This is a genomic window from Pseudomonas sp. CMR5c (assembly GCF_003850545.1).
Taxonomy (GTDB): domain Bacteria; phylum Pseudomonadota; class Gammaproteobacteria; order Pseudomonadales; family Pseudomonadaceae; genus Aquipseudomonas; species Aquipseudomonas piscis.
This window is the reverse complement of the sequence record NZ_CP027705.1, coordinates 5,078,546-5,098,645: the sequence shown is the minus strand read 5'-3', so window position 1 is coordinate 5,098,645 and position 20,100 is coordinate 5,078,546. Positions and strand designations below refer to the sequence as shown.

The 20,100-nt window shown below is 63.1% G+C and carries 17 protein-coding genes and 1 riboswitch; of the genes, 16 read left to right on the top strand and 1 reads right to left on the bottom strand.

All coding sequences use genetic code 11. The features are described from left to right. The first annotated feature begins 317 nt into the window (after positions 1–317). From C4K40_RS23335 to astE, 13 genes are all read left to right on the top strand, one after another. The gene (locus C4K40_RS23335; RefSeq protein ID WP_022640333.1) at positions 318–1,094 is read left to right on the top strand and encodes an ABC transporter substrate-binding protein; all 777 of its coding nucleotides are present in this window, start codon (positions 318–320) and stop codon (positions 1,092–1,094) included. A gap of 91 nt (positions 1,095–1,185) precedes the next feature. Further along, the gene (locus C4K40_RS23330) at positions 1,186–1,875 is read left to right on the top strand and encodes an ABC transporter permease (protein ID WP_022640332.1); all 690 of its coding nucleotides are present in this window, start codon (positions 1,186–1,188) and stop codon (positions 1,873–1,875) included. Further along, positions 1,872–2,570 carry an ABC transporter permease gene (locus C4K40_RS23325; RefSeq protein ID WP_022640331.1) on the top strand — a complete coding sequence of 233 codons (699 nt, stop codon included), beginning with the start codon at positions 1,872–1,874 and terminating at the stop codon, positions 2,568–2,570. The genes C4K40_RS23330 and C4K40_RS23325 overlap by 4 nt, the downstream gene beginning before the upstream one ends. Before the next feature lies 1 nt (position 2,571). Then, the gene (locus tag C4K40_RS23320; RefSeq protein WP_053137050.1) at positions 2,572–3,684 is read left to right on the top strand and encodes a succinylglutamate desuccinylase/aspartoacylase family protein; all 1,113 of its coding nucleotides are present in this window, start codon (positions 2,572–2,574) and stop codon (positions 3,682–3,684) included. 23 nt (positions 3,685–3,707) lie between these two features. Further along, positions 3,708–4,472, top strand: coding sequence for an ABC transporter ATP-binding protein (locus tag C4K40_RS23315; protein ID WP_022640329.1), 765 nt, complete (start codon positions 3,708–3,710; stop codon positions 4,470–4,472). Between the two features lie 113 nt (positions 4,473–4,585). Beyond that, positions 4,586–5,566: a transcriptional regulator ArgR gene (gene argR / locus C4K40_RS23310; RefSeq protein WP_022640328.1), complete on the top strand. Its 981-nt coding sequence runs from the start codon at positions 4,586–4,588 to the stop codon at positions 5,564–5,566. 418 nt (positions 5,567–5,984) lie between these two features. Beyond that, positions 5,985–7,205: an aspartate aminotransferase family protein gene (locus C4K40_RS23305; RefSeq protein ID WP_053137047.1), complete on the top strand. Its 1,221-nt coding sequence runs from the start codon at positions 5,985–5,987 to the stop codon at positions 7,203–7,205. Between the two features lie 132 nt (positions 7,206–7,337). Next, positions 7,338–8,357, top strand: a complete 1,020-nt coding sequence (gene aruF / locus C4K40_RS23300) for an arginine/ornithine succinyltransferase subunit alpha (protein ID WP_022640326.1) — start codon at positions 7,338–7,340, stop codon at positions 8,355–8,357. 85 nt (positions 8,358–8,442) lie between these two features. Further along, on the top strand, positions 8,443–9,468 hold the full coding sequence (gene astA / locus C4K40_RS23295; protein ID WP_022640325.1) for an arginine N-succinyltransferase: 1,026 nt from the start codon (positions 8,443–8,445) through the stop codon (positions 9,466–9,468). Next, on the top strand, positions 9,465–10,934 hold the full coding sequence (gene astD / locus C4K40_RS23290; RefSeq protein WP_164485060.1) for a succinylglutamate-semialdehyde dehydrogenase: 1,470 nt from the start codon (positions 9,465–9,467) through the stop codon (positions 10,932–10,934). The genes astA and astD overlap by 4 nt, the downstream gene beginning before the upstream one ends. A 172-nt stretch (positions 10,935–11,106) precedes the next feature. Beyond that, complete coding sequence (gene astB / locus C4K40_RS23285) at positions 11,107–12,453, top strand: N-succinylarginine dihydrolase (RefSeq protein ID WP_053137041.1); 1,347 nt, start codon at positions 11,107–11,109, stop codon at positions 12,451–12,453. 56 nt (positions 12,454–12,509) lie between these two features. Beyond that, entirely contained in the window at positions 12,510–12,797 is a 288-nt protein-coding gene (locus C4K40_RS23280) for a hypothetical protein (protein WP_022640322.1), read from the top strand. A 12-nt stretch (positions 12,798–12,809) separates the two neighbouring features. Then, complete coding sequence (gene astE / locus C4K40_RS23275; RefSeq protein ID WP_053137038.1) at positions 12,810–13,820, top strand: succinylglutamate desuccinylase; 1,011 nt, start codon at positions 12,810–12,812, stop codon at positions 13,818–13,820. Between the two features lie 52 nt (positions 13,821–13,872). Here the strand turns inward: astE and C4K40_RS23270 are convergent, their stop codons facing one another. After that, positions 13,873–14,382 carry a 6,7-dimethyl-8-ribityllumazine synthase gene (locus tag C4K40_RS23270; RefSeq protein WP_022640320.1) on the bottom strand — a complete coding sequence of 170 codons (510 nt, stop codon included), beginning with the start codon at positions 14,380–14,382 and terminating at the stop codon, positions 13,873–13,875. 120 nt (positions 14,383–14,502) lie between these two features. After that, positions 14,503–14,673: riboswitch (FMN riboswitch) on the bottom strand. Positions 14,674–14,886: 213 nt separating this feature from the next. Here C4K40_RS23270 and ltaE point away from each other — a divergent pair. From ltaE to C4K40_RS23255, 3 genes are all read left to right on the top strand, one after another. After that, complete coding sequence (gene ltaE / locus C4K40_RS23265; protein ID WP_053137035.1) at positions 14,887–15,891, top strand: low-specificity L-threonine aldolase; 1,005 nt, start codon at positions 14,887–14,889, stop codon at positions 15,889–15,891. Between the two features lie 146 nt (positions 15,892–16,037). Continuing rightward, positions 16,038–18,662 carry an alanine--tRNA ligase gene (alaS, locus tag C4K40_RS23260; RefSeq protein WP_053137033.1) on the top strand — a complete coding sequence of 875 codons (2,625 nt, stop codon included), beginning with the start codon at positions 16,038–16,040 and terminating at the stop codon, positions 18,660–18,662. Positions 18,663–18,758: 96 nt separating this feature from the next. Next, positions 18,759–20,000: an aspartate kinase gene (locus C4K40_RS23255; protein WP_053137032.1), complete on the top strand. Its 1,242-nt coding sequence runs from the start codon at positions 18,759–18,761 to the stop codon at positions 19,998–20,000. Positions 20,001–20,100: the final 100 nt, after the last annotated feature.

The window sequence follows — 20,100 nt, the reverse complement described above, 5'->3', positions numbered from 1 at the left end:
AATAGAAGGCTTTGCCAATAATAGGCCCGCAATTTGCAACGTAGATCGGTTCACTGTCTTTTGCTCTTGCATAATCCTGAAGAGCTGTCAATATGCCGCCCCGGCGTTCTCGGTGCTTCTGTAATTTGTTGTCGCATTGAGGAAATATCGGCTTCCGGCCTGTCGTTAGAATGCCGGTCACTCGCTCGTCGTTACCTGTGTGTGAGTCCCTTTCCGGGCTTTTCAGGACGCAGCGCCGCTATTGAGGGTTCACCCATTCGCATATTGGGCTGTTGCTCACTCTGCCGTTTTCGCCCTTTACCGATGGAGTTCTAAGAATGAAGAAACTCGTGCTTCTTGGCGCCCTGGCACTGTCCGTGCTGTCCCTGCCGACCGTTGCCGACGAAAAGCCCCTGAAAATTGGTATCGAAGCGGCTTACCCTCCATTCGCCTCCAAGGCTCCGGATGGCAGCATCGTCGGTTTCGACTACGACATCGGCAATGCCCTGTGCGAGCAGATGAAGGTCAAGTGCGTGTGGGTCGAGCAGGAGTTCGATGGCCTGATCCCGGCACTGAAGGTACGCAAGATCGACGCGATCCTGTCCTCCATGTCGATCACCGACGATCGCCGCAAGTCCGTGGACTTCACCAACAAGTACTACAACACTCCTGCGCGCCTGGTGATGAAGGCCGGGACCCAGGTCAGCGACGGCATGGCCGAGCTCAAGGGCAAGAACATCGGCGTGCAGCGCGGTTCGATCCACGAGCGTTTCGCCCGTGAGGTCCTGGCTCCCCTGGGCGCCCAGATCAAGCCATACGGCTCGCAGAACGAGATCTACCTGGATGTAGCGGCCGGGCGCCTCGACGGCACCGTGGCGGACGCTACCCTGTTGAATGACGGTTTCCTGAAGACCGATGCCGGCAAGGGCTTTGCCTTCGTCGGTCCGGCCTTCACCGACGTCAAGTACTTCGGCGACGGCGTAGGGATCGCCGTGCGCAAGGGCGACAAGGCTGATCTGGACAAGATCAACGCCGCCATCGCCGCCATTCGCGAGAACGGCAAATACAAGGAAATCCAGGACAAGTACTTCGACTTCGATATCTACGGCAAGTAATCCGTCGAACCTGTCAGTCCGAGATGGCGCAAGCAGCAGAATCTCTGAAGTTTGCGCCATTTTTTCATCCCAATTTTCGAGGACCTGAATCATGTTGAAAGGCTACGGGGCTGTCATCCTCGATGGCGCTTGGCTGACGCTTCAGCTCGCCTTGTCGTCCATGGCCCTGGCCATCGTTCTAGGTCTGATCGGGGTCGCGCTGCGCCTCTCGCCGGTACGCTGGCTGGCCTGGCTGGGCGACCTGTACTCCACGGTGATCCGTGGTATTCCCGATCTGGTGCTGATCCTGCTGATCTTCTACGGCGGCCAGGATCTGCTCAATCGCGTGGCACCGTTGCTGGGCTACGACGACTACATCGACCTCAACCCGCTGGCTGCCGGTATCGGCACCCTGGGCTTCATCTTCGGGGCCTACCTGTCGGAAACCTTCCGTGGCGCCTTCATGGCGATTCCCAAGGGGCAAGCGGAGGCCGGCATGGCCTACGGCATGAGCAGTACGCAAGTGTTCTTCCGGGTGCTGGTGCCGCAGATGATCCGCCTGGCGATTCCCGGTTTCACCAACAACTGGCTGGTGTTGACCAAGGCCACCGCGCTGATTTCCGTGGTGGGCCTGCAAGACATGATGTTCAAGGCCAAGCAGGCGGCGGATGCCACCCGCGAGCCTTTCACCTTCTTCCTCGCAGTGGCGGCCATGTACCTGGTGATCACCAGTGTCTCGTTGCTGGCGCTGCGTCACCTTGAGAAGCGCTACTCGGTAGGCGTAAGGGCGGCTGATCTATGATCTTCGACTACAACGTCATCTATGATGCCTTGCCGCTGTATTTCAGCGGCCTGCTGACCACCCTGAAACTGCTGGCGCTGTCGCTGTTCTTCGGCTTGCTGGTGGCGCTGCCCCTGGGGCTGATGCGCGTGTCCAAGCAGCCGCTGGTGAACATGACCGCCTGGCTCTACACCTACGTGATCCGTGGCACCCCGATGCTGGTGCAGCTGTTCCTGATCTACTACGGCCTGGCGCAGTTCGAAGCAGTACGCGAGAGCTTCCTCTGGCCCTGGCTGTCCAGCGCGACCTTCTGTGCCTGCCTGGCCTTCGCCATCAACACCAGCGCCTATACCGCCGAGATCATCGCCGGCAGCCTCAAGGCCACGCCCAACGGCGAGATCGAGGCGGCCAAGGCCATGGGCATGTCGCGCTACAAGATGTATCGCCGCATCCTCCTGCCGTCGGCCCTGCGCCGGGCGCTGCCGCAATACAGCAACGAAGTGATCATGATGCTGCAGACCACCAGCCTGGCCTCCATCGTCACCCTGATCGACATCACTGGCGCGGCCCGTACCGTCAACGCGCAGTACTACCTGCCGTTCGAGGCCTACATCACCGCCGGCGTCTTCTACTTGTGCCTGACCTTCATCCTGGTGCGCCTGTTCAAGCTGGCCGAAGGCCGCTGGCTGCGCTACCTGGCGCCGCGGAAGCACTGATATGGAACGTATCGATCATCCATTGCCCTGGAACCACCTGGGCAGCGAGCGCAGCATCTCGGTATTCCGTTTCGGCGGCGGGGAGCGCAAGGCCTATATCCAGGCCAGCCTGCATGCAGACGAACTGCCTGGCATGCGTACCGCCTGGGAGTTGAAGAAGCGCCTGGCCGAGCTGGAGGCCCAGGGCGCCCTCAAGGGCGTCGTCGAGCTGGTGCCAGTAGCCAATCCGCTGGGTCTTGGGCAGTTGCTGCAAGGCAATCACCAGGGGCGTTTCGAAGCCGGCAGCGGCAAGAACTTCAACCGTGATTTCGTCGAGCTCAGCGCGCCAGTGGCCCAGCGCCTGGAAGGGCGCCTGGGTGACGATGCCCACGCCAACGTGCAACTGATCCGCCAGGCCATGGTCGATGTGCTGGCCGAATTGCCGCCGGCCGCCAGCCAGCTGCAGGGCATGCAGCGAGTGTTGCTGGCGCATGCCTGCACCGCCGACGTGGTGCTGGACCTGCACTGCGATGCCGAGGCGGCCTTGCATATGTACGCCTTGCCGCAGCACTGGCCGCAGTGGCGTTCCCTGGCGGCTCACCTGGATGTACGGGTGGGCCTGCTGGCGGAAGATTCTGGCGGCAGCTCGTTCGACGAGGCCTGTTCGCTGCCCTGGTTGCGTTTGTCGCGGCAGTTCCCCGAGGCGCAGATCCCCCTGGCATGCCTGGCGACCACCCTCGAGCTGGGTGGCCAGGCCGACACCGGCCGGCCCCAGGCCGAGGCGCATGCCGAAGGCATCCTGGCGTTCCTTGCCGAGCAAGGGCTGATTGCCGGGCAATGGCCGGCGCCAGGGCGTGAAGCTTGCGAGGGCATGCCCTTCGAAGGCACTGAATTGCTGTATGCGCCGCATCCTGGCGTGGTGAGCTTCCTGCGTCCGGCTGGTAGTTGGGTGGAAGTGGGCGAGCCGCTTTTTGAAGTGATTGATCCTCTATCCGATCGGGTCAGCACGGTGTGTGCTGGCACCAGCGGCGTGCTGTTCGCCGTTGAGCGGCTGCGTTATGCCCAACCCGGTTTCTGGCTGGCCAAGGTGGCGGGGCGCGAAGCGCTGCGTCACGGGCGCTTGCTCAACGACTGACTGTTTTTGTGAGAACCGACCGCATGTACAAACTTGAAGTCCAAGACCTGCATAAGCGCTATGGCAGCCATGAAGTGCTCAAGGGCGTGTCCCTGAAGGCCGCGGCCGGCGATGTGATCAGCATCATCGGCTCCAGTGGCTCGGGCAAGAGTACCTTCCTGCGCTGCATCAACCTGCTGGAGCAGCCGCACGCCGGGAAGATCCTGCTCAACAATGAAGAGCTGAAGCTGGTGGCCAGCAAGGACGGTGCCCTCAAGGCTGCCGACCCCAAGCAGTTGCAGCGCATGCGCTCGCGCCTGTCGATGGTGTTCCAGCACTTCAACCTGTGGTCGCACATGACCGCCATCGAAAACATCATGGAAGCCCCGGTGCATGTACTGGGCGTGCCCAAGGCCGAAGCCCGCGAGAAGGCCGAGCACTACCTGGCCAAGGTCGGCGTGGCGCATCGCAAGGATGCCTACCCGGGGCATATGTCCGGCGGTGAACAGCAGCGCGTGGCGATCGCCCGGGCCTTGGCCATGGAGCCTGAGGTGATGCTGTTCGACGAGCCGACCTCGGCCCTGGATCCGGAGCTGGTGGGCGACGTGCTGAAGGTCATGCAGTCCCTGGCCCAGGAAGGCCGGACCATGGTGGTGGTGACCCACGAGATGGGCTTTGCCCGGGAGGTCTCCAACCAGCTGGTATTCCTGCACAAGGGCCTGGTGGAAGAAAGCGGCAATCCGCGGGAAGTGCTGGTGAATCCACAATCAGAACGTTTGCAACAATTCCTCTCCGGCAGCCTCAAGTAATAGCTGCCGTTATGCACCAAATTAGGTCATGCTGAGCGCCCTGCGCCAGATGGTCTAACTTGGTGCTGCCGCCCTTGGCTTCTCCTACTGTTTTTCGTTTCGGATCGCCCGCCATGACTGCCCATCGAATTGGTTTCCTGATTTGGCCCAGCACTAAAGCCTTGACGCTGGCGCTGGCCGAGGAGGCCTTGCGCGTCGCCCAGCGGGTCCATCCGGAAGTGGTCTACGAGTTGGTCTTCCTCCAGGCCGAGCCTGCCGTGGAAGGTACCTGGCAACTGCCGGGCGAGCCTTGGGCGGGCAAGCTGGAGGGTTGCCAGAAGCTGTTCCTGCTGGCCGATGAGCCTCCGGCGCCGGTGGGTTCGGCCCTGGGCACCGCGCTCAAGCAGCTGGTGCGCGCCGGTTGTGTGGTCGGCGGGTTGTCGGCCGGGGTCTATCCGTTGGCCCAGCTGGGGTTGCTGGATGGCTACCGGGCAGCAGTGCACTGGCGCTGGCAGGACGATTTCGCCGAGCGTTTTCCCAAGGTCATCGCCACCAGCCACCTGTTCGACTGGGATCGCGATCGGCTGACCGCCTGTGGCGGCATGTCGGTGCTGGACCTGCTGCTGGCGGTGTTGGCCCGGGATCACGGCGCGGAGCTGGCTGGCGCGGTGTCCGAGGAGCTGGTGGTCGAGCGCATCCGCGAAGGTGGCGAACGCCAGCGTATTCCGCTGCAGAACCGCCTGGGCTCCAGCCATCCGAAGCTGACCCAGGCGGTGCTGCTGATGGAAGCCAATATCGAGGAGCCGTTGACCACCGACGAGATCGCCCAGCATGTCTGCGTATCCCGGCGCCAGCTGGAGCGGATCTTCAAGCAGTACCTGAACCGCGTGCCGAGCCAGTACTACCTGGAATTGCGCCTGAACAAGGCGCGGCAGATGCTGATGCAGACCAGCAAATCGATCATCCAGATCGGCCTGTCCTGCGGTTTCTCCTCCGGCCCGCATTTCTCCAGTGCCTATCGCAACTTCTTTGGCGCCACCCCGCGCGAAGACCGCAACCAGCGGCGCAGCAGCAGCCCCTTCGAGCTCTCTTCCGTACCCGCCGAGCGCGGCTGACCCCTCTCCTTCTTTGTACTCGCAAGCAGCGGTTCGGCGCCTCGTGCAGTCGCTGCCGAAGGTTGCGTATGGCTCGGCATCAACCACCAGGGCGATTGGAACCTTGCAAGCGTTTCCCGTTGCCGCTTCCATCGGTTCAGGGTGCCTGGTCGCAGCCTGCGGCAACGGCTCAAGAGTGGGTGTGAGCGGCGCTGCCGGCCAAGTGGATAATTAGCCCGGCAAACCTGCCGTTCAGGCGCCACGCAGTTTAAACTGCGCCTTTGCGACGCAATTTGTCGCATTGCCATAAACCCGCGAAAAACCGGGGTTGGCGCTATAAGAAGTTGTCGCTTGGCGACAAGGCCGGGCAGAAAACTGTCCTTACAATCCCTCCATCGCTCGCCAGTTCCAGGCGGGTGTTCCTCTTCAGGAGACTCCGATGTCCGTTGAGCAAGCCCCGGTGCAACGCGCCGATTTCGACCAGGTGATGGTTCCCAACTACGCACCTGCGGCTTTCATTCCTGTGCGCGGCGCGGGGTCTCGAGTCTGGGACCAGGCTGGCCGGGAACTGATCGACTTCGCCGGCGGCATCGCGGTCAACGTGCTGGGCCATGCCCATCCGGCCCTGGTAGGAGCCCTGACCGAGCAGGCGAACAAGCTGTGGCATGTTTCCAACGTCTTCACCAACGAGCCGGCCTTGCGCCTGGCCCACAAGCTGATCGACGCCACCTTCGCCGAGCGCGCATTCTTCTGTAACTCCGGTGCGGAAGCCAACGAGGCCGCCTTCAAGCTGGCCCGTCGCGTGGCCCATGATCGTTTCGGTGCCGAGAAGTACGAAATCATCGCTGCGCTCAACAGCTTCCACGGCCGTACCCTGTTCACCGTCAATGTCGGTGGCCAGTCCAAGTATTCCGATGGCTTCGGTCCGAAGATCACCGGCATCACCCATGTGCCGTACAACGACCTGGCCGCGCTGAAAGCCGCGATCTCCGACAAGACCTGCGCCGTGGTGCTGGAGCCGATCCAGGGCGAGGGCGGGGTGTTGCCTGCCGAGCTGGCGTACCTGCAAGGTGCCCGCGAGCTGTGCGACCAGCACAACGCGCTGCTGGTGTTCGACGAAGTGCAGACTGGCATGGGTCGCTGCGGCGAGCTGTTCGCCTATCAGCATTACGGCGTGACTCCGGACATCCTCACCAGCGCCAAGAGCCTGGGCGGCGGCTTCCCGATCGCGGCGATGCTGACCACCGAAGAGCTGGCCAAGCACCTGGTGGTCGGCACCCACGGCACCACCTACGGCGGTAACCCGCTGGCTTGTGCCGTGGCCGGTGCCGTGATGGACGTGATCAACACCCCTGAAGTGCTCAATGGCGTCAAGGCCAAGCACGATCGCTTCAAGGCCCGCCTGTCGCAGATCGGCGCCAAGTACGGCCTGTTCACGGAAATCCGTGGCCTGGGCCTGCTGCTCGGCTGCGTACTCAGCGATGCCTGGAAAGGCAAGGCCAAGGACGTGTTCAACGCGGCCGAGAAAGAAGGCTTGATGATCCTGCAAGCCGGTCCGGACGTGGTGCGTTTCGCCCCGAGCCTGGTGGTCGAGGACGCGGATATCGACCAGGGTCTGGACCGCTTCGAGCGTGCCGTGGCAAAACTGACCCAAGCCTGATCCAGGCGGTGGTACTTCTCGGCGCCGGTGCTTTGCCGGCGTCGAACACTAATTCCTGTGCCGGGCTATCCCGGCATTTTTTTCCCTGAGTCGGACGGTTTCCGACCCTGTTCTTGAGTAAGGAGTGACACCATGCTGGTGATGCGCCCCGCGCAAATGGCCGATCTGGGCGAGGTACAGCGTCTGGCTGCAGACAGCCCGATTGGTGTCACCTCCTTGCCGGATGATGTGGATCGCCTGCGCGACAAGATCGCCGCGAGCGAGGCTTCGTTCGCCGCGGAAGTGAGCTTCAATGGCGAAGAGAGCTACTTCTTCGTCCTCGAGGACACGGCGAGCGGCAAGCTGGTGGGCTGCTCGGCCATCGTCGCCTCGGCGGGCTACTCCGAGCCGTTCTACAGCTTTCGCAACGAAACCTTCGTCCATGCGTCCCGCGAGCTGAAGATCCACAACAAGATCCATGTCCTGTCCCAGTGCCACGACCTCACCGGCAACAGCCTGCTGACCAGCTTCTACGTGGTCCGCGACCTGGTGGGCACGCCCTGGGCCGAGCTCAACTCCCGTGGCCGCCTGCTGTTCGTGGCTGGCCATCCGGAGCGTTTCGCCGATTCGGTGGTGACCGAGATCGTCGGCTATAGCGACGAGAATGGCGATTCGCCGTTCTGGGACGCCATCGGCCGCAACTTCTTCGACCTCAACTATGCCGAGGCCGAGCGCCTGTGCGGTCTCAAGAGCCGGACCTTCCTGGCCGAGCTGATGCCGCACTACCCGATCTATGTGCCGCTGTTGCCGGACGCCGCCCAGGAAGCCATGGGCCAGGTGCATCCGCGCGCGCAGATCACCTTCGACATCCTGATGCGCGAAGGTTTCGAGACCGATCACTACATCGATATTTTCGACGGCGGCCCGACCCTGCATGCGCGGGTTTCCGGGATCCGCTCGATCGCCCAGAGCCGCGTGGTGCCGGTGAAGATCGGCGAGGCGCTCAAGGGCGGCGGTCGCCAGTACCTGGTCGCCAATGGCCAGTTGCAGGACTACCGCGCGGTGCTGCTGGAGCTGGACTACGCCCCCGGCAAGCCGGTGACCCTGGATCTGCAAGCAGCCGAGGCCCTGGGTGTCGGCGAAGGTGCCAGTGTGCGCCTGGTGGCGGTTTAACGGCGGCTTCCAGACCCTGGAAGGCCTGTCTGCAAAGCAGCGAGTTTCGCGGGTGCCGTCAAAGGCGTCCGTCTGAGGAGATAGCATGATCGTTCGTCCCGTACGCAGCAGCGATTTACCCGCGCTGATCGACCTGGCCCGTAGCACCGGCACCGGCCTCACCACCTTGCCGGCCAACGAAGAGCGCCTGACCCATCGGGTCGGCTGGGCGGAGAAGACCTTTCGCGGTGAAGCCGAGCGCGGCGATGCGGACTACCTGTTCGTGCTGGAAGACGACAACGGCCGCGTGGTGGGGATTTCCGCCATCGCTGGCGCGGTCGGCCTGCGTGAGCCCTGGTACAACTTCCGGGTCGGCCTGACCGTCAGCGCCTCCCAGGAGCTGAACATCTATCGCGAGATCCCGACGCTGTTCCTGGCCAACGACCTGACCGGCAATTCCGAACTGTGCTCGCTGTTCCTGCATGCCGACTATCGCAACGGTCTCAACGGCCGCATGTTGGCCAAGGCGCGGATGCTGTTCATCGCCGAGTTCCCGCAGCTGTTCGGCAACAAGATCATCGCCGAGATGCGTGGCATGTCCGACGAGCAAGGGCGTTCGCCATTCTGGGAAAGCCTGGGCCGGCACTTCTTCAAGATGGAGTTCAGCCAGGCGGACTACCTCACCGGTGTCGGCAACAAGGCCTTCATCGCCGAGCTGATGCCCAAGTTCCCGCTCTACACCTGCTTTCTTTCCGAGGACGCGCGCAACGTCATCGCCAAGGTCCACACCGACACCGAGCCGGCCCTGGCCATGCTCAAGAGCGAGGGCTTCAGCTACCAGGGTTATGTCGACATCTTCGATGCCGGCCCGGCGGTGGAGTGCGAGACCGGCAAGATCCGCGCGGTGCGCGACAGCCAGGCGCTGGTATTGGCCATCGGCACCCCGGGCGACGATGCCACGCCTTTCCTGATCCACAACCGCAAGCGCGAGGAATGCCGCATCACCGCGGCGCCGGCGCGCTTCGCCTCGGGCACCCTGGTGGTCGATCCGCTGACCGCCAAGCGCCTGCAACTCAACGCCGGCGACCAGGTCCGCGCGGTTCCGCTGTCAGCTTCTCGGGAGTCGAAATAATGAGCACGCTGTACATCGCCGGCCAATGGCTGGCCGGCCAGGGTGAAGCCTTCACCTCGGTCAATCCGGTGACCCAGGAGGTCATCTGGTCCGGCAACGGTGCAACACCCGCCCAGGTAGACAGCGCGGTACAAGCTGCACGCCAGGCATTCCCGGCCTGGGCCAAGCGCTCCCTGGAGGAGCGCATCGGCGTGCTCGAAGCCTTCGCTGCCGGCCTCAAGGCCCGTGCCGACGAACTGGCCCATTGCATTGGCGAGGAAACCGGCAAGCCGTTGTGGGAAGCGACCACGGAAGTGACCAGCATGGTCAACAAGATCGCCATCTCGGTGCAGAGCTATCGCGAGCGTACCGGAGAGAAGAGCGGCCCGCTGGGTGACGCCACTGCCGTGCTGCGGCACAAGCCCCATGGCGTGGTGGCGGTGTTCGGCCCTTACAACTTCCCCGGCCACCTGCCCAATGGCCACATAGTGCCGGCGCTGCTGGCGGGTAACAGCGTGCTGTTCAAGCCCAGTGAGCTGACGCCCAAGGTCGCCGAGCTGACGGTCCAGTGCTGGATCGAGGCCGGCCTGCCGGCAGGCGTGCTCAACCTGCTGCAGGGCGCCCGGGAAACCGGGATCGCCTTGGCCGCCAACCCGGGGATCGATGGCCTGTTCTTCACCGGCTCCAGCCGTACCGGCAACCACCTGCACCAGCAGTTCGCCGGGCGTCCGGACAAGATCCTGGCCCTGGAGATGGGCGGGAACAACCCGCTGGTGGTGGACCAGGTCGCGGACCTGGATGCGGCGGTGTACACCATCATCCAGTCCGCCTTCATCTCGGCTGGCCAGCGCTGCACCTGTGCCCGTCGCCTGCTGGTGCCGGCCGGCGCCTGGGGCGACTCGCTGCTGGCGCGCCTGGTGGCGGTCAGCTCGAGCATCGAGGTGGGTGCCTTCGACCAGCAACCGGCGCCGTTCATGGGCTCGGTGATCTCCCTGGGCGCGGCCCAGGCACTGCTGGATGCCCAGCGCCAGTTGTTGGCCAATGGCGCCGTGGCCTTGCTGGAGATGACCCAGCCCCAGGCCCAGGCCGCACTGCTGACCCCGGGGATCCTGGATGTCACGACGGTGGCCGAGCGACCTGACGAGGAGCTGTTCGGGCCGTTGTTGCAGGTGATCCGCTACGCTGATTTCGATGGCGCCATCGCCGAGGCCAACAACACCCAGTACGGCCTGGCGGCCGGTTTGCTGTCGGATTCCGAAGAGCGCTACCAGCAGTTCTGGCTGCAGAGCCGGGCCGGGATCGTCAACTGGAACAAGCAGTTGACCGGCGCCGCCAGCAGCGCGCCATTCGGTGGCGTGGGGGCCTCGGGCAACCATCGGGCCAGCGCCTATTACGCGGCGGACTACTGTGCGTATCCGGTAGCGTCCCTGGAGACTCCGAGCCTGGCCTTGCCGGGAGCGCTGACCCCGGGCGTGCGCCTGGATTGATGAGATGCCGTGGCGTGCCCCTGGCGCTCCACGGCAGCGGCTGCAAACAGCGGTGGGGCGTCGATGAGGCCGCTGCCGCAGGCTGCGAACGTCTTTTGAAACGGGCGTCGGCGGCCTCAAGACCTGTACTGATATCGATGCCTATAACAAGCAGATTCGTGGAGCCTCGCTGATGAAATCCTATGAAGTCAATTTTGACGGTCTAGTGGGGCCGACCCATAACTACGGCGGTTTGTCCTACGGCAACGTCGCCTCCCAGAGCAACAGCCAGCAGGGCTCCAATCCCAAGGAAGCGGCGCTGCAGGGCCTGGCGAAGATGAAGGCGCTGATGGACATGGGCTTCCAGCAGGGTGTGCTCGCCCCGCAGGAGCGTCCGGACGTGGCCGCGCTGCGCAGCCTGGGTTTTGCCGGGAGCGATGCGCAGGTCATCCAGCAGGCGGCCAAGCAGGCCATGCCGTTGCTGGTCGCCAGTTGCTCGGCTTCGAGCATGTGGGTGGCCAACGCCGCCACCGTGAGCCCGAGCGCCGACACTGCCGACGGCCGCGTGCACTTCACCGCCGCCAACCTCAACTGCAAGTACCATCGCAGCATCGAGCACCCGACCACCAGCCGGGTGCTGGGGGCGATGTTCGCCGACCAGAAGCACTTCGCCCATCACGCCGCCCTGCCGGCAGTGGCGCAGTTCGGTGATGAAGGTGCGGCCAACCACACGCGCTTCTGCCGTGACTATGGCCAGGCTGGCGTCGAGTTCTTCGTCTTCGGTCGCAGTGCCTTCGACAATCGCTATCCGACGCCGCAGAAGTACCCGGCGCGCCAGACCCTGGAAGCATCCCAGGCCGTGGCCCGGCTGCATGGCCTGGACGAGGACGGGGTCGTCTACGCCCAGCAGAATCCGGCGGTGATCGACCAGGGCGTGTTCCATAACGACGTGATCGCCGTAGGCAACGGCGAGGTGCTGTTCTACCACGAGGACGCCTTCCTCGAGACCGGCAAGCTGCTTGCCGAACTGCAGGCCAAGCTGGGCAGGCGTGGCGGTAACTTCCAGGCGGTCTGCGTACCGCGCTCCCAGGTGACGGTGGAGGACGCAGTGCGTTCCTACCTGTTCAACAGCCAGTTGCTGTCCCGCGCCGATGGCTCGATGCTGCTGATCGTGCCGGAAGAGTGCCGCAACAACGAGCGGGTCTGGCAATACCTGCAAAACCTCACCAGCTCCGGTGGCGTGATCCGTGAAGTGAAGGTCTTCGACCTCAAGCAGAGCATGCAGAACGGCGGTGGCCCGGCGTGCCTGCGCTTGCGCGTGGCGCTCAACGAGTCCGAGCTGGCGGCGGTCAACCCAGGCGTGATCATGACCGCGCCGCTGTACGAGACCCTGACCCAGTGGGTCGGCAAGCATTACCGCGATCGTCTCACCGAAGCCGACCTGGCGGACCCGCAGCTGCTGGTCGAGTGCCGGACGGCATTGGATGAGCTGACGCAAATCCTTAAACTGGGCGCGGTTTATCCTTTCCAGATCAATTGACGGCCCGCATCCGGACGACCCGGGTGCGGTGCTTCACCCCAGACGAGAACCGACCCATGAGCGATACCCTGCAACTGATCCTTGAAGATGCCGAAGGCGCCCAACAGGAAACCTCCTGCACCCGTTTTGCGGTGCTGTGGCAAGGCAAGGAAGTGTGGATCCAGCAGGACGGCCGTGGCCAGTTGCTGATCGGCGTGGACGTGGAGGAGGGTGACGAGGAATACGCCAGCCTGCTGCTGCGCCCACTGGCGACCAACCTGGTCAGCCTGCAGTTGGAAATGGAGCCGGCCGACGCTGGCGACGACGATCACGTGCACGGCCCAGGCTGCGGCCACGCCCACTAAGGAACGCGTTTTATGCTCGCCCTCGGCAAACTGCTTGAACTGACCCTCGCCGGCCGTGAACCGGCAGAGAAGACTCAACTGACTGTCGACGGCGTGCGCATGCGCTGGCTGAGCGAGGGGGCGCTGGAAGTGCGCCCGCCCGAAGCGCGCGACAACGGCCTGGACCTGTTGTTGTCCGCCGGCATCCATGGCAACGAGACCGCTCCCATCGAGTTGCTCGACCGCCTGTTGCATGACATCGCCCGGGGCGACCTGAAGCCCCGCGCCCGTATCCTGTTCCTGTTCGGCAACCCCGAGGCCATGCGCCGCGGCGAGCGCTTCGTCGAGCAGGATGTCAATCGCCTGTTCAATGGTCGGCATGAGCAGAGCAGTGGGCATGAGGCCTTGCGCGCCTGTGAGCTGGAGCGCCTGGCGGCGAGCTTCTTCAGCTTGCCGTGGCGCGAGCGCTTGCACTACGACCTGCACACGGCCATTCGCGGCTCGAAGATCGAGCAGTTCGCCCTGTATCCATGGAAGGACGGACGCCAGCATTCACGCCGTCAGCTGGCACGACTGCGGGCCTGCGGCATGGAGGCGGTGCTGTTGCAGAACAAGCCTTCCATCGTGTTCAGCGCTTACACCTACGATCAACTGGGGGCCGAGTCCTTCACCCTGGAACTGGGCAAGGCCCGGCCGTTCGGGCAGAACCAGGGGGTCAACGTCGAGCGCCTGGAAACTCGCCTCAAGCAACTGATCGAGGGTAGCGAGCCACCTGCGGAGCAGGACAGCCTTGAAGGGTTGAAGTTGTTCAGTGTCTCTCGGGAAGTGATCAAGCACAGCGACAGCTTTCAACTGCACTTGCCGGCGGACGTGGAGAACTTTTCCGAGCTGGAGATGGGTTATCTGCTGGCCGAGGACATCGCCCAGACCCGCTGGGTCATCGAGGAGGAGGGCGCGCGGATCATTTTTCCCAATCCCAAGGTCAAGAATGGCCTGCGTGCCGGGATCCTGATCGTGCCGGCCACGGCCGATGACCTGAGCTGATACTGCAAGCCAGCAGGGTTGCCCGCCATGGCGGGCAACCCTGCTGCAGTCCTTATACCGCGACTGCCCGTTGTTCGTTACGACGCAGGGCGCGAGTCTTGTTCAGGGTGTCGGCGCAGGTGATGGCCGCTTCCCGACCCTTGACCACGAAGTGTTCGAAGAAGAACTTCTGGTGTTCTTCGCCCGCATGGAAGTGATGGGGGGTCAACACCACCGAGAACACCGGCACTTCGGTTTCCAATTGCACCTGCATCAGCCCGTTGATCACCGCCTGGCCGACGAAGTCGTGACGGTAGATACCACCGTCCACCACCAGGCCGGCAGCGACGATCCCGGTATAGCGACCGGACTTGGCCAGCAGCTTGGCTTGCAACGGGATTTCGAAGGCGCCACCGACCTCGAAGAAGTCGATATCGCTTTCCTGGTAGCCCTGGGCGAGCATTTCGTTGATGAAGCCCTGGCGGCTCTGGTCGACGATTTCCTTGTGCCAGCAGGCCTGGATGAAGGCGACGCGTTCGTTGGGGTGGTGTTTGCTTTTGCTATCGATAGCAGAGAGTTGCATCTGTTCTGACTCCTGTTTGTATGAAAAACAGGGCATGCATGAATCGAATGGGATTCAAGGGTGCGCGCAAGACCCGCGTGGTTCTCCCACGACGGTTCGGCAGCGGCCCTTCGGCGCTAATCCCGTTCTCTCTTCATCCGGACTATGACCGTCGGCCCCGGGATCACACCGGGTCTGCTGACCTTGTCATCACCTGCAGGCAAGCTGCCGATGGTGCCAAGCGCTCGCGGGCTATGCACATTGCGTGCAATTACCGCCGGTGGGGAATTGCACCCCGCCCTGAGAACGTTTGCCCGTGGCTTTGGCCCGGGCGGTGGATTTTTAACACAGTCTGCCCAGGAAAACATCGTACCTTTTGGTTCTTGTCAGATTTTTCCTGCTCAGGATCAGTTTTTTCTAAAGTTGTTGCTTGATTATTCGGGGGTGAGACGGCAGTAATTCATGTCCGAAAGGGAATTCCCTGTCTTAACCGGGCCTGAGGGTCCAGCAGCGAGGCCAGATGTGATGAGCGTGATCGATCTTCGTAGTGACACCGTGACCCAGCCGACTCCCGGCATGCTCGATGCCATGGCCAGCGCCCGCACCGGGGACGACGTGTACGGCGAGGATCCGACGGTCAACCAGCTGGAAGCCGAGCTGGCCCGGCGCCTGGGGTTCGCCGCGGCGCTGTTCGTGCCCTCCGGCACCATGAGCAATCTGTTGGCGTTGATGGCTCATTGCGAGCGTGGCGACGAATACATCGTCGGGCAGCAGGCCCATACCTACAAATACGAGGGCGGCGGCGCGGCGGTGCTGGGCTCGATCCAGCCGCAGCCGCTGGAGGTCCAGGCCGATGGTTCGCTGGACCTGGGCCAGGTGGCGGCGGCGATCAAGCCCGACGATTTCCATTTCGCCCGCACCCGCCTGCTGGCCCTGGAAAACACCATGCAGGGCAAGGTGCTGCCGCTGGCCTACCTGGCCCAGGCACGCGCCTTCAGCCGCGAGCACGGCCTGGCCCTGCACCTGGATGGGGCCAGGCTGTACAACGCGGCCGTGCAACTTTGCGTCGATGCGCGGTTGATCACCGAGCACTTCGACTCGGTGTCGGTGTGCCTGTCCAAGGGCCTGGGGGCACCGGTGGGCTCGGTGCTTTGCGGTTCCAGCGAGCTGATCGGCAAGGCCCGGCGCTTGCGCAAGATGGTCGGTGGCGGCATGCGCCAGGCCGGTGGGCTGGCGGCTGCGGGCCTGTATGCCCTGGATCACCAGGTGCAGCGTTTGGCGGACGACCATGCCAATGCCCGTCTGCTGGCCGAAGGCCTGCGCGAGGTGGGTTACAACGTCGAGCCGGTGCAGACCAATATGGTCTATGTGCAACTGGGCGAGCGGGCCGAAGCCCTCAAGGCCTTTGCCGGCGAGCGGGGCGTACGTTTGAGTGCCGCGCCGCGGATGCGCCTGGTGACCCACCTGGACGTCGAGCGCGGGCAAATCGACCAAGTGGTGGGCACTTTTGCCGAGTTTTCCCGTAAGTGACAGTGTTCTCCGTCCAATTGACTGTTTGTATCGTACAAACACGCTGTACCAAGTGATTAACGCCGATATAATGCGGCCCTTTGCCGTCGTTTCGTCTGTTGACGTTGCGCACAGGCCTTTGGCCGCAGTCTCCGTGGAAGAACCTAATGAAAAGCGCAGAAATCCGTGAAGCCTTCCTCCGCTTCTTCGAAGAGCAGGGCCACACCCGTGTAGCCTCCAGCTCCTTGATCCCAGGCAACGACCCAACCCTGCTGTTCACCAACGCGGGGATGAACCAGTTCAAGGACTGCTTCCTGGGCCAGGAAAAGCGCGCGTACACCCGCGCTGTCAGCAGCCAGAAGTGCGTCCGCGCCGGTGGCAAGCACAACGACCTGGAAAACGTCGGTTACACCGCCCGTCACCACACCTTCTTCGAGATGCTGGGCAACTTCAGCTTCGGCGACTACTTCAAGCGTGACGCCATCACCTTCGCCTGGACCTTCCTGACTTCCGAGAAGTGGCTGAACCTGCCGAAGGAAAAGCTCTGGGTCACCGTCTACGCCACCGACGACGAGGCCTACGACATCTGGACCAAGGAAATCGGGGTGCCGGCCGAGCGCATGGTACGCATCGGTGACAACAAGGGCGCGCCCTACGCCTCCGACAACTTCTGGACCATGGGCGACACCGGTCCTTGTGGTCCTTGCACCGAGATCTTCTACGATCACGGCGCCGATATCTGGGGCGGCCCACCCGGCTCGCCGGAAGAAGACGGCGACCGCTACATCGAGATCTGGAACAACGTCTTCATGCAGTTCAACCGCACCGCCGACGGCGTGCTGCACCCGCTGCCAGCGCCGTCGGTGGATACCGGCATGGGCCTGGAGCGTGTCAGTGCCGTATTGCAGCACGTGCATTCGAACTACGAGATCGACCTGTTCCAGAACCTGCTGGCCGCCGCGGCCAAGGCGATCGGTTGCAGCAACGACGGCCAGGCCTCGCTGAAAGTGGTGGCCGACCACATCCGCTCCTGCGGTTTCCTGATTGCCGATGGCGTACTGCCGTCCAACGAAGGTCGCGGCTATGTGCTGCGCCGGATCATTCGCCGCGCTTGCCGCCACGGCAACAAGCTGGGCGCCAAGGGCAGCTTCTTCTACCAGATCGTCGCCGCGCTGGTGGCCGAGATGGGCGAAGCCTTCCCTGAGCTCAAGAGTCAGCAGGCGCATATCGAGCGCGTGCTCAAGGCTGAAGAAGAACAGTTCGCCAAGACCCTGGAGCAGGGCCTGCGCATCCTCGAGCAGGACCTGGCCGAACTCAAGGGCAGCGTGGTTCCGGGCGATGTGGTGTTCAAGCTCTATGACACCTACGGCTTCCCCATGGACCTGACCGGTGACATCGCCCGCGAGCGCAACCTGACCCTGGACGAGGAAGGTTTCGAGCGCGAGATGGAGGCCCAGCGTGTACGCGCTCGTTCCGCCAGCTCCTTCGGCATGGACTACAACAGCCTGGTCAAGGTCGATGTAGCCACCGAGTTCACCGGTTATCACGCCACCAGCGGCGCGGCCAAAGTGGTCGCTCTCTATAAGGATGGGCAATCGGTCGACGTGCTGGGCGAAGGCGAGGAGGGCGTGGTGATCCTCGACCAGACTCCGTTCTATGCCGAATCCGGCGGCCAGGTCGGCGACTGCGGGTTCCTGACGGCTGGCAATGTACGTTTCGACGTACGTGACACCACCAAGACCGGTGGCGCCTTCCTGCACCACGGTGTGCTGGCCCAGGGCAGCCTGAGCGTCGGCGCTTCGGTTGAAGCGCAGGTCGATGCCGATGTGCGTCACGCCACTTCGCTGAACCACTCGGCTACCCACTTGCTGCACGCCGCGCTGCGCCAGGTGCTGGGCGAACATGTGCAGCAGAAGGGCTCGCTGGTGGACAGCCAGCGCCTGCGCTTCGACTTCAGTCACTTCGAAGCGATCAAGCCAGAGCAGATCAAGGCGCTGGAAGACATCGTCAACGCCGAGATCCGCAAGAACACCGCGGTGGAAACCGAAGAAACCGATATCGACACCGCCAAGAAGAAGGGCGCCATGGCGCTGTTCGGCGAGAAGTATGGCGATAGCGTGCGCGTGCTGAGCATGGGCGGCGACTTCTCGGTCGAGTTGTGCGGTGGTATCCACGCCAACCGCACCGGCGACATCGGTCTGTTGAAGATCACCAGCGAAGGTGGCGTGGCCTCCGGCGTGCGACGTATCGAGGCAGTCACTGGCGCTGCGGCCCTGGCCTACCTCAATGCGGGCGAAGAGCAACTCAAGGAAGCGGCGGTCCTGGTCAAGGGCAGCCGTGACAACCTGATCGACAAGCTGTCGGCGGTGCTGGAGCGCAACCGTCTGCTGGAGAAGCAACTCGAGCAGCTGCAAGCCAAGGCCGCCGCTGCGGCCGGTGACGACCTGTCGGCCCAGGCCCAGGACGTCAAGGGCGTGAAAGTGCTGACTGCGCGTCTCGATGGCCAGGACGGCAAGGCGCTGCTGGCGCTGGTGGATCAGTTGAAAAACAAACTCGGCCGCGCAGTGATCCTGCTCGGCAGTGTCCATGAGGAAAAGGTCGTGCTGGTTGCTGGCGTAACCAAGGACCTGACTGGCCAACTCAAAGCCGGTGATTTGATGAAGCAGGCTGCTGCGGCAGTGGGCGGTAAGGGCGGTGGTCGTCCAGACATGGCACAGGGTGGTGGCGTCGACGCTGCTGCGCTGGATGCCGCGCTGGCCCTGACCGTGCCCTTTGTCGAGCAAGGCATTTAAGGCGCCGACCGGACCCGTCGTCTAGTGGCGGGTCCTTGCGCTGCGCAGTTTGATTGTTTAACGGGCGCCCCTTGACGGGCTGAGGCGGCTTAGAAAATGGCTTTGATCGTACAGAAATTTGGCGGCACTTCGGTCGGCTCAATCGAGCGGATCGAGCAGGTTGCCGACAAGGTGAAGAAGTTCCGCGAAGCTGGCGACGACCTGGTGATCGTGTTGTCGGCTATGAGTGGCGAAACCAACCGCCTGATCGATCTGGCCAAGCAGATCAGTGGCGAAGCCCCACCGGTTCCCCGTGAGCTGGATGTGATCGTGTCCACCGGTGAGCAGGTGACTATCGCCTTGCTGGCCATGGCGCTGATCAAGCGTGGTATCCCGGCGGTGTCCTATACCGGCAACCAGGTACGCATCCTGACCGACAGCGCGCACACCAAGGCGCGGATCCTGCAGATCGATGACCAGAAGATCCGCACCGACCTGAAGGCCGGTCGTGTGGTCGTGGTGGCCGGTTTCCAGGGTGTCGACGAGCACGGCAACATCACCACCCTGGGTCGTGGCGGCTCCGACACTACTGGTGTAGCCCTGGCGGCGGCCTTGAAGGCCGACGAGTGTCAGATCTATACCGATGTGGATGGCGTCTACACCACCGATCCGCGCGTGGTGGCCAGGGCTCAGCGCCTGGACAAGATCACCTTCGAAGAAATGCTGGAAATGGCCAGCCTGGGTTCCAAGGTGTTGCAGATCCGTGCGGTCGAGTTCGCCGGCAAGTACAACGTTCCGCTGCGCGTGTTGCACAGCTTCCAGGAGGGTCCGGGCACCCTCATTACTATTGATGAAGAGGAATCCATGGAACAGCCGATCATTTCCGGCATCGCTTTTAACCGCGATGAAGCCAAGCTGACTATCCGTGGCGTGCCAGACAATCCTGGCGTGGCCTTCAAGATTCTTGGCCCTATCAGCGCAGCGAACATCGAAGTCGACATGATCGTGCAGAACGTTTCGCACGATAACACCACCGATTTCACCTTCACTGTGCACCGCAACGACTACCTGGCTGCCCAGAACGTGCTGGAAAATACCGCGCGTGAAATCGGTGCCCGGGAAGTGGTTGGCGATACCGATATCGCCAAGGTCTCCATCGTCGGTGTTGGCATGCGTTCCCATGCGGGTGTAGCCAGCCGGATGTTCGAGGCGCTGGCCAAGGAGAGCATCAATATCCAGATGATCTCCACTTCCGAGATCAAGGTTTCGGTCGTGATCGAAGAGAAATACCTGGAGCTGGCGGTACGTGCCCTGCACACCGCGTTCGAGCTCGACGCGCCAGCCCGACAGGGCGAGTGACGCGTGGTTGAAAGGGGCGCGGTCTGACCGCGCCCTTTGTGTTTTTGATCGGCGTGGAAGAAAGCTGTTCTTTCGTCCACGCTAGTCAATACTTAGGCGT

Coding starts and splice junctions, on each gene's coding strand:
- C4K40_RS23255 (WP_053137032.1), top strand. CDS start 18,759: ATGGCTTTGATCGTACAGAAATTTGGCGGCACTTCGGTCGGCTCAATC.
- C4K40_RS23320 (WP_053137050.1), top strand. CDS start 2,572: ATGGAACGTATCGATCATCCATTGCCCTGGAACCACCTGGGCAGCGAG.
- alaS (WP_053137033.1), top strand. CDS start 16,038: ATGAAAAGCGCAGAAATCCGTGAAGCCTTCCTCCGCTTCTTCGAAGAG.
- ltaE (WP_053137035.1), top strand. CDS start 14,887: ATGAGCGTGATCGATCTTCGTAGTGACACCGTGACCCAGCCGACTCCC.
- C4K40_RS23325 (WP_022640331.1), top strand. CDS start 1,872: ATGATCTTCGACTACAACGTCATCTATGATGCCTTGCCGCTGTATTTC.
- astA (WP_022640325.1), top strand. CDS start 8,443: ATGATCGTTCGTCCCGTACGCAGCAGCGATTTACCCGCGCTGATCGAC.
- C4K40_RS23305 (WP_053137047.1), top strand. CDS start 5,985: ATGTCCGTTGAGCAAGCCCCGGTGCAACGCGCCGATTTCGACCAGGTG.
- C4K40_RS23330 (WP_022640332.1), top strand. CDS start 1,186: ATGTTGAAAGGCTACGGGGCTGTCATCCTCGATGGCGCTTGGCTGACG.
- aruF (WP_022640326.1), top strand. CDS start 7,338: ATGCTGGTGATGCGCCCCGCGCAAATGGCCGATCTGGGCGAGGTACAG.
- C4K40_RS23280 (WP_022640322.1), top strand. CDS start 12,510: ATGAGCGATACCCTGCAACTGATCCTTGAAGATGCCGAAGGCGCCCAA.
- C4K40_RS23315 (WP_022640329.1), top strand. CDS start 3,708: ATGTACAAACTTGAAGTCCAAGACCTGCATAAGCGCTATGGCAGCCAT.
- astE (WP_053137038.1), top strand. CDS start 12,810: ATGCTCGCCCTCGGCAAACTGCTTGAACTGACCCTCGCCGGCCGTGAA.
- C4K40_RS23270 (WP_022640320.1), bottom strand. CDS start 14,382: ATGCAACTCTCTGCTATCGATAGCAAAAGCAAACACCACCCCAACGAA.
- C4K40_RS23335 (WP_022640333.1), top strand. CDS start 318: ATGAAGAAACTCGTGCTTCTTGGCGCCCTGGCACTGTCCGTGCTGTCC.
- argR (WP_022640328.1), top strand. CDS start 4,586: ATGACTGCCCATCGAATTGGTTTCCTGATTTGGCCCAGCACTAAAGCC.
- astB (WP_053137041.1), top strand. CDS start 11,107: ATGAAATCCTATGAAGTCAATTTTGACGGTCTAGTGGGGCCGACCCAT.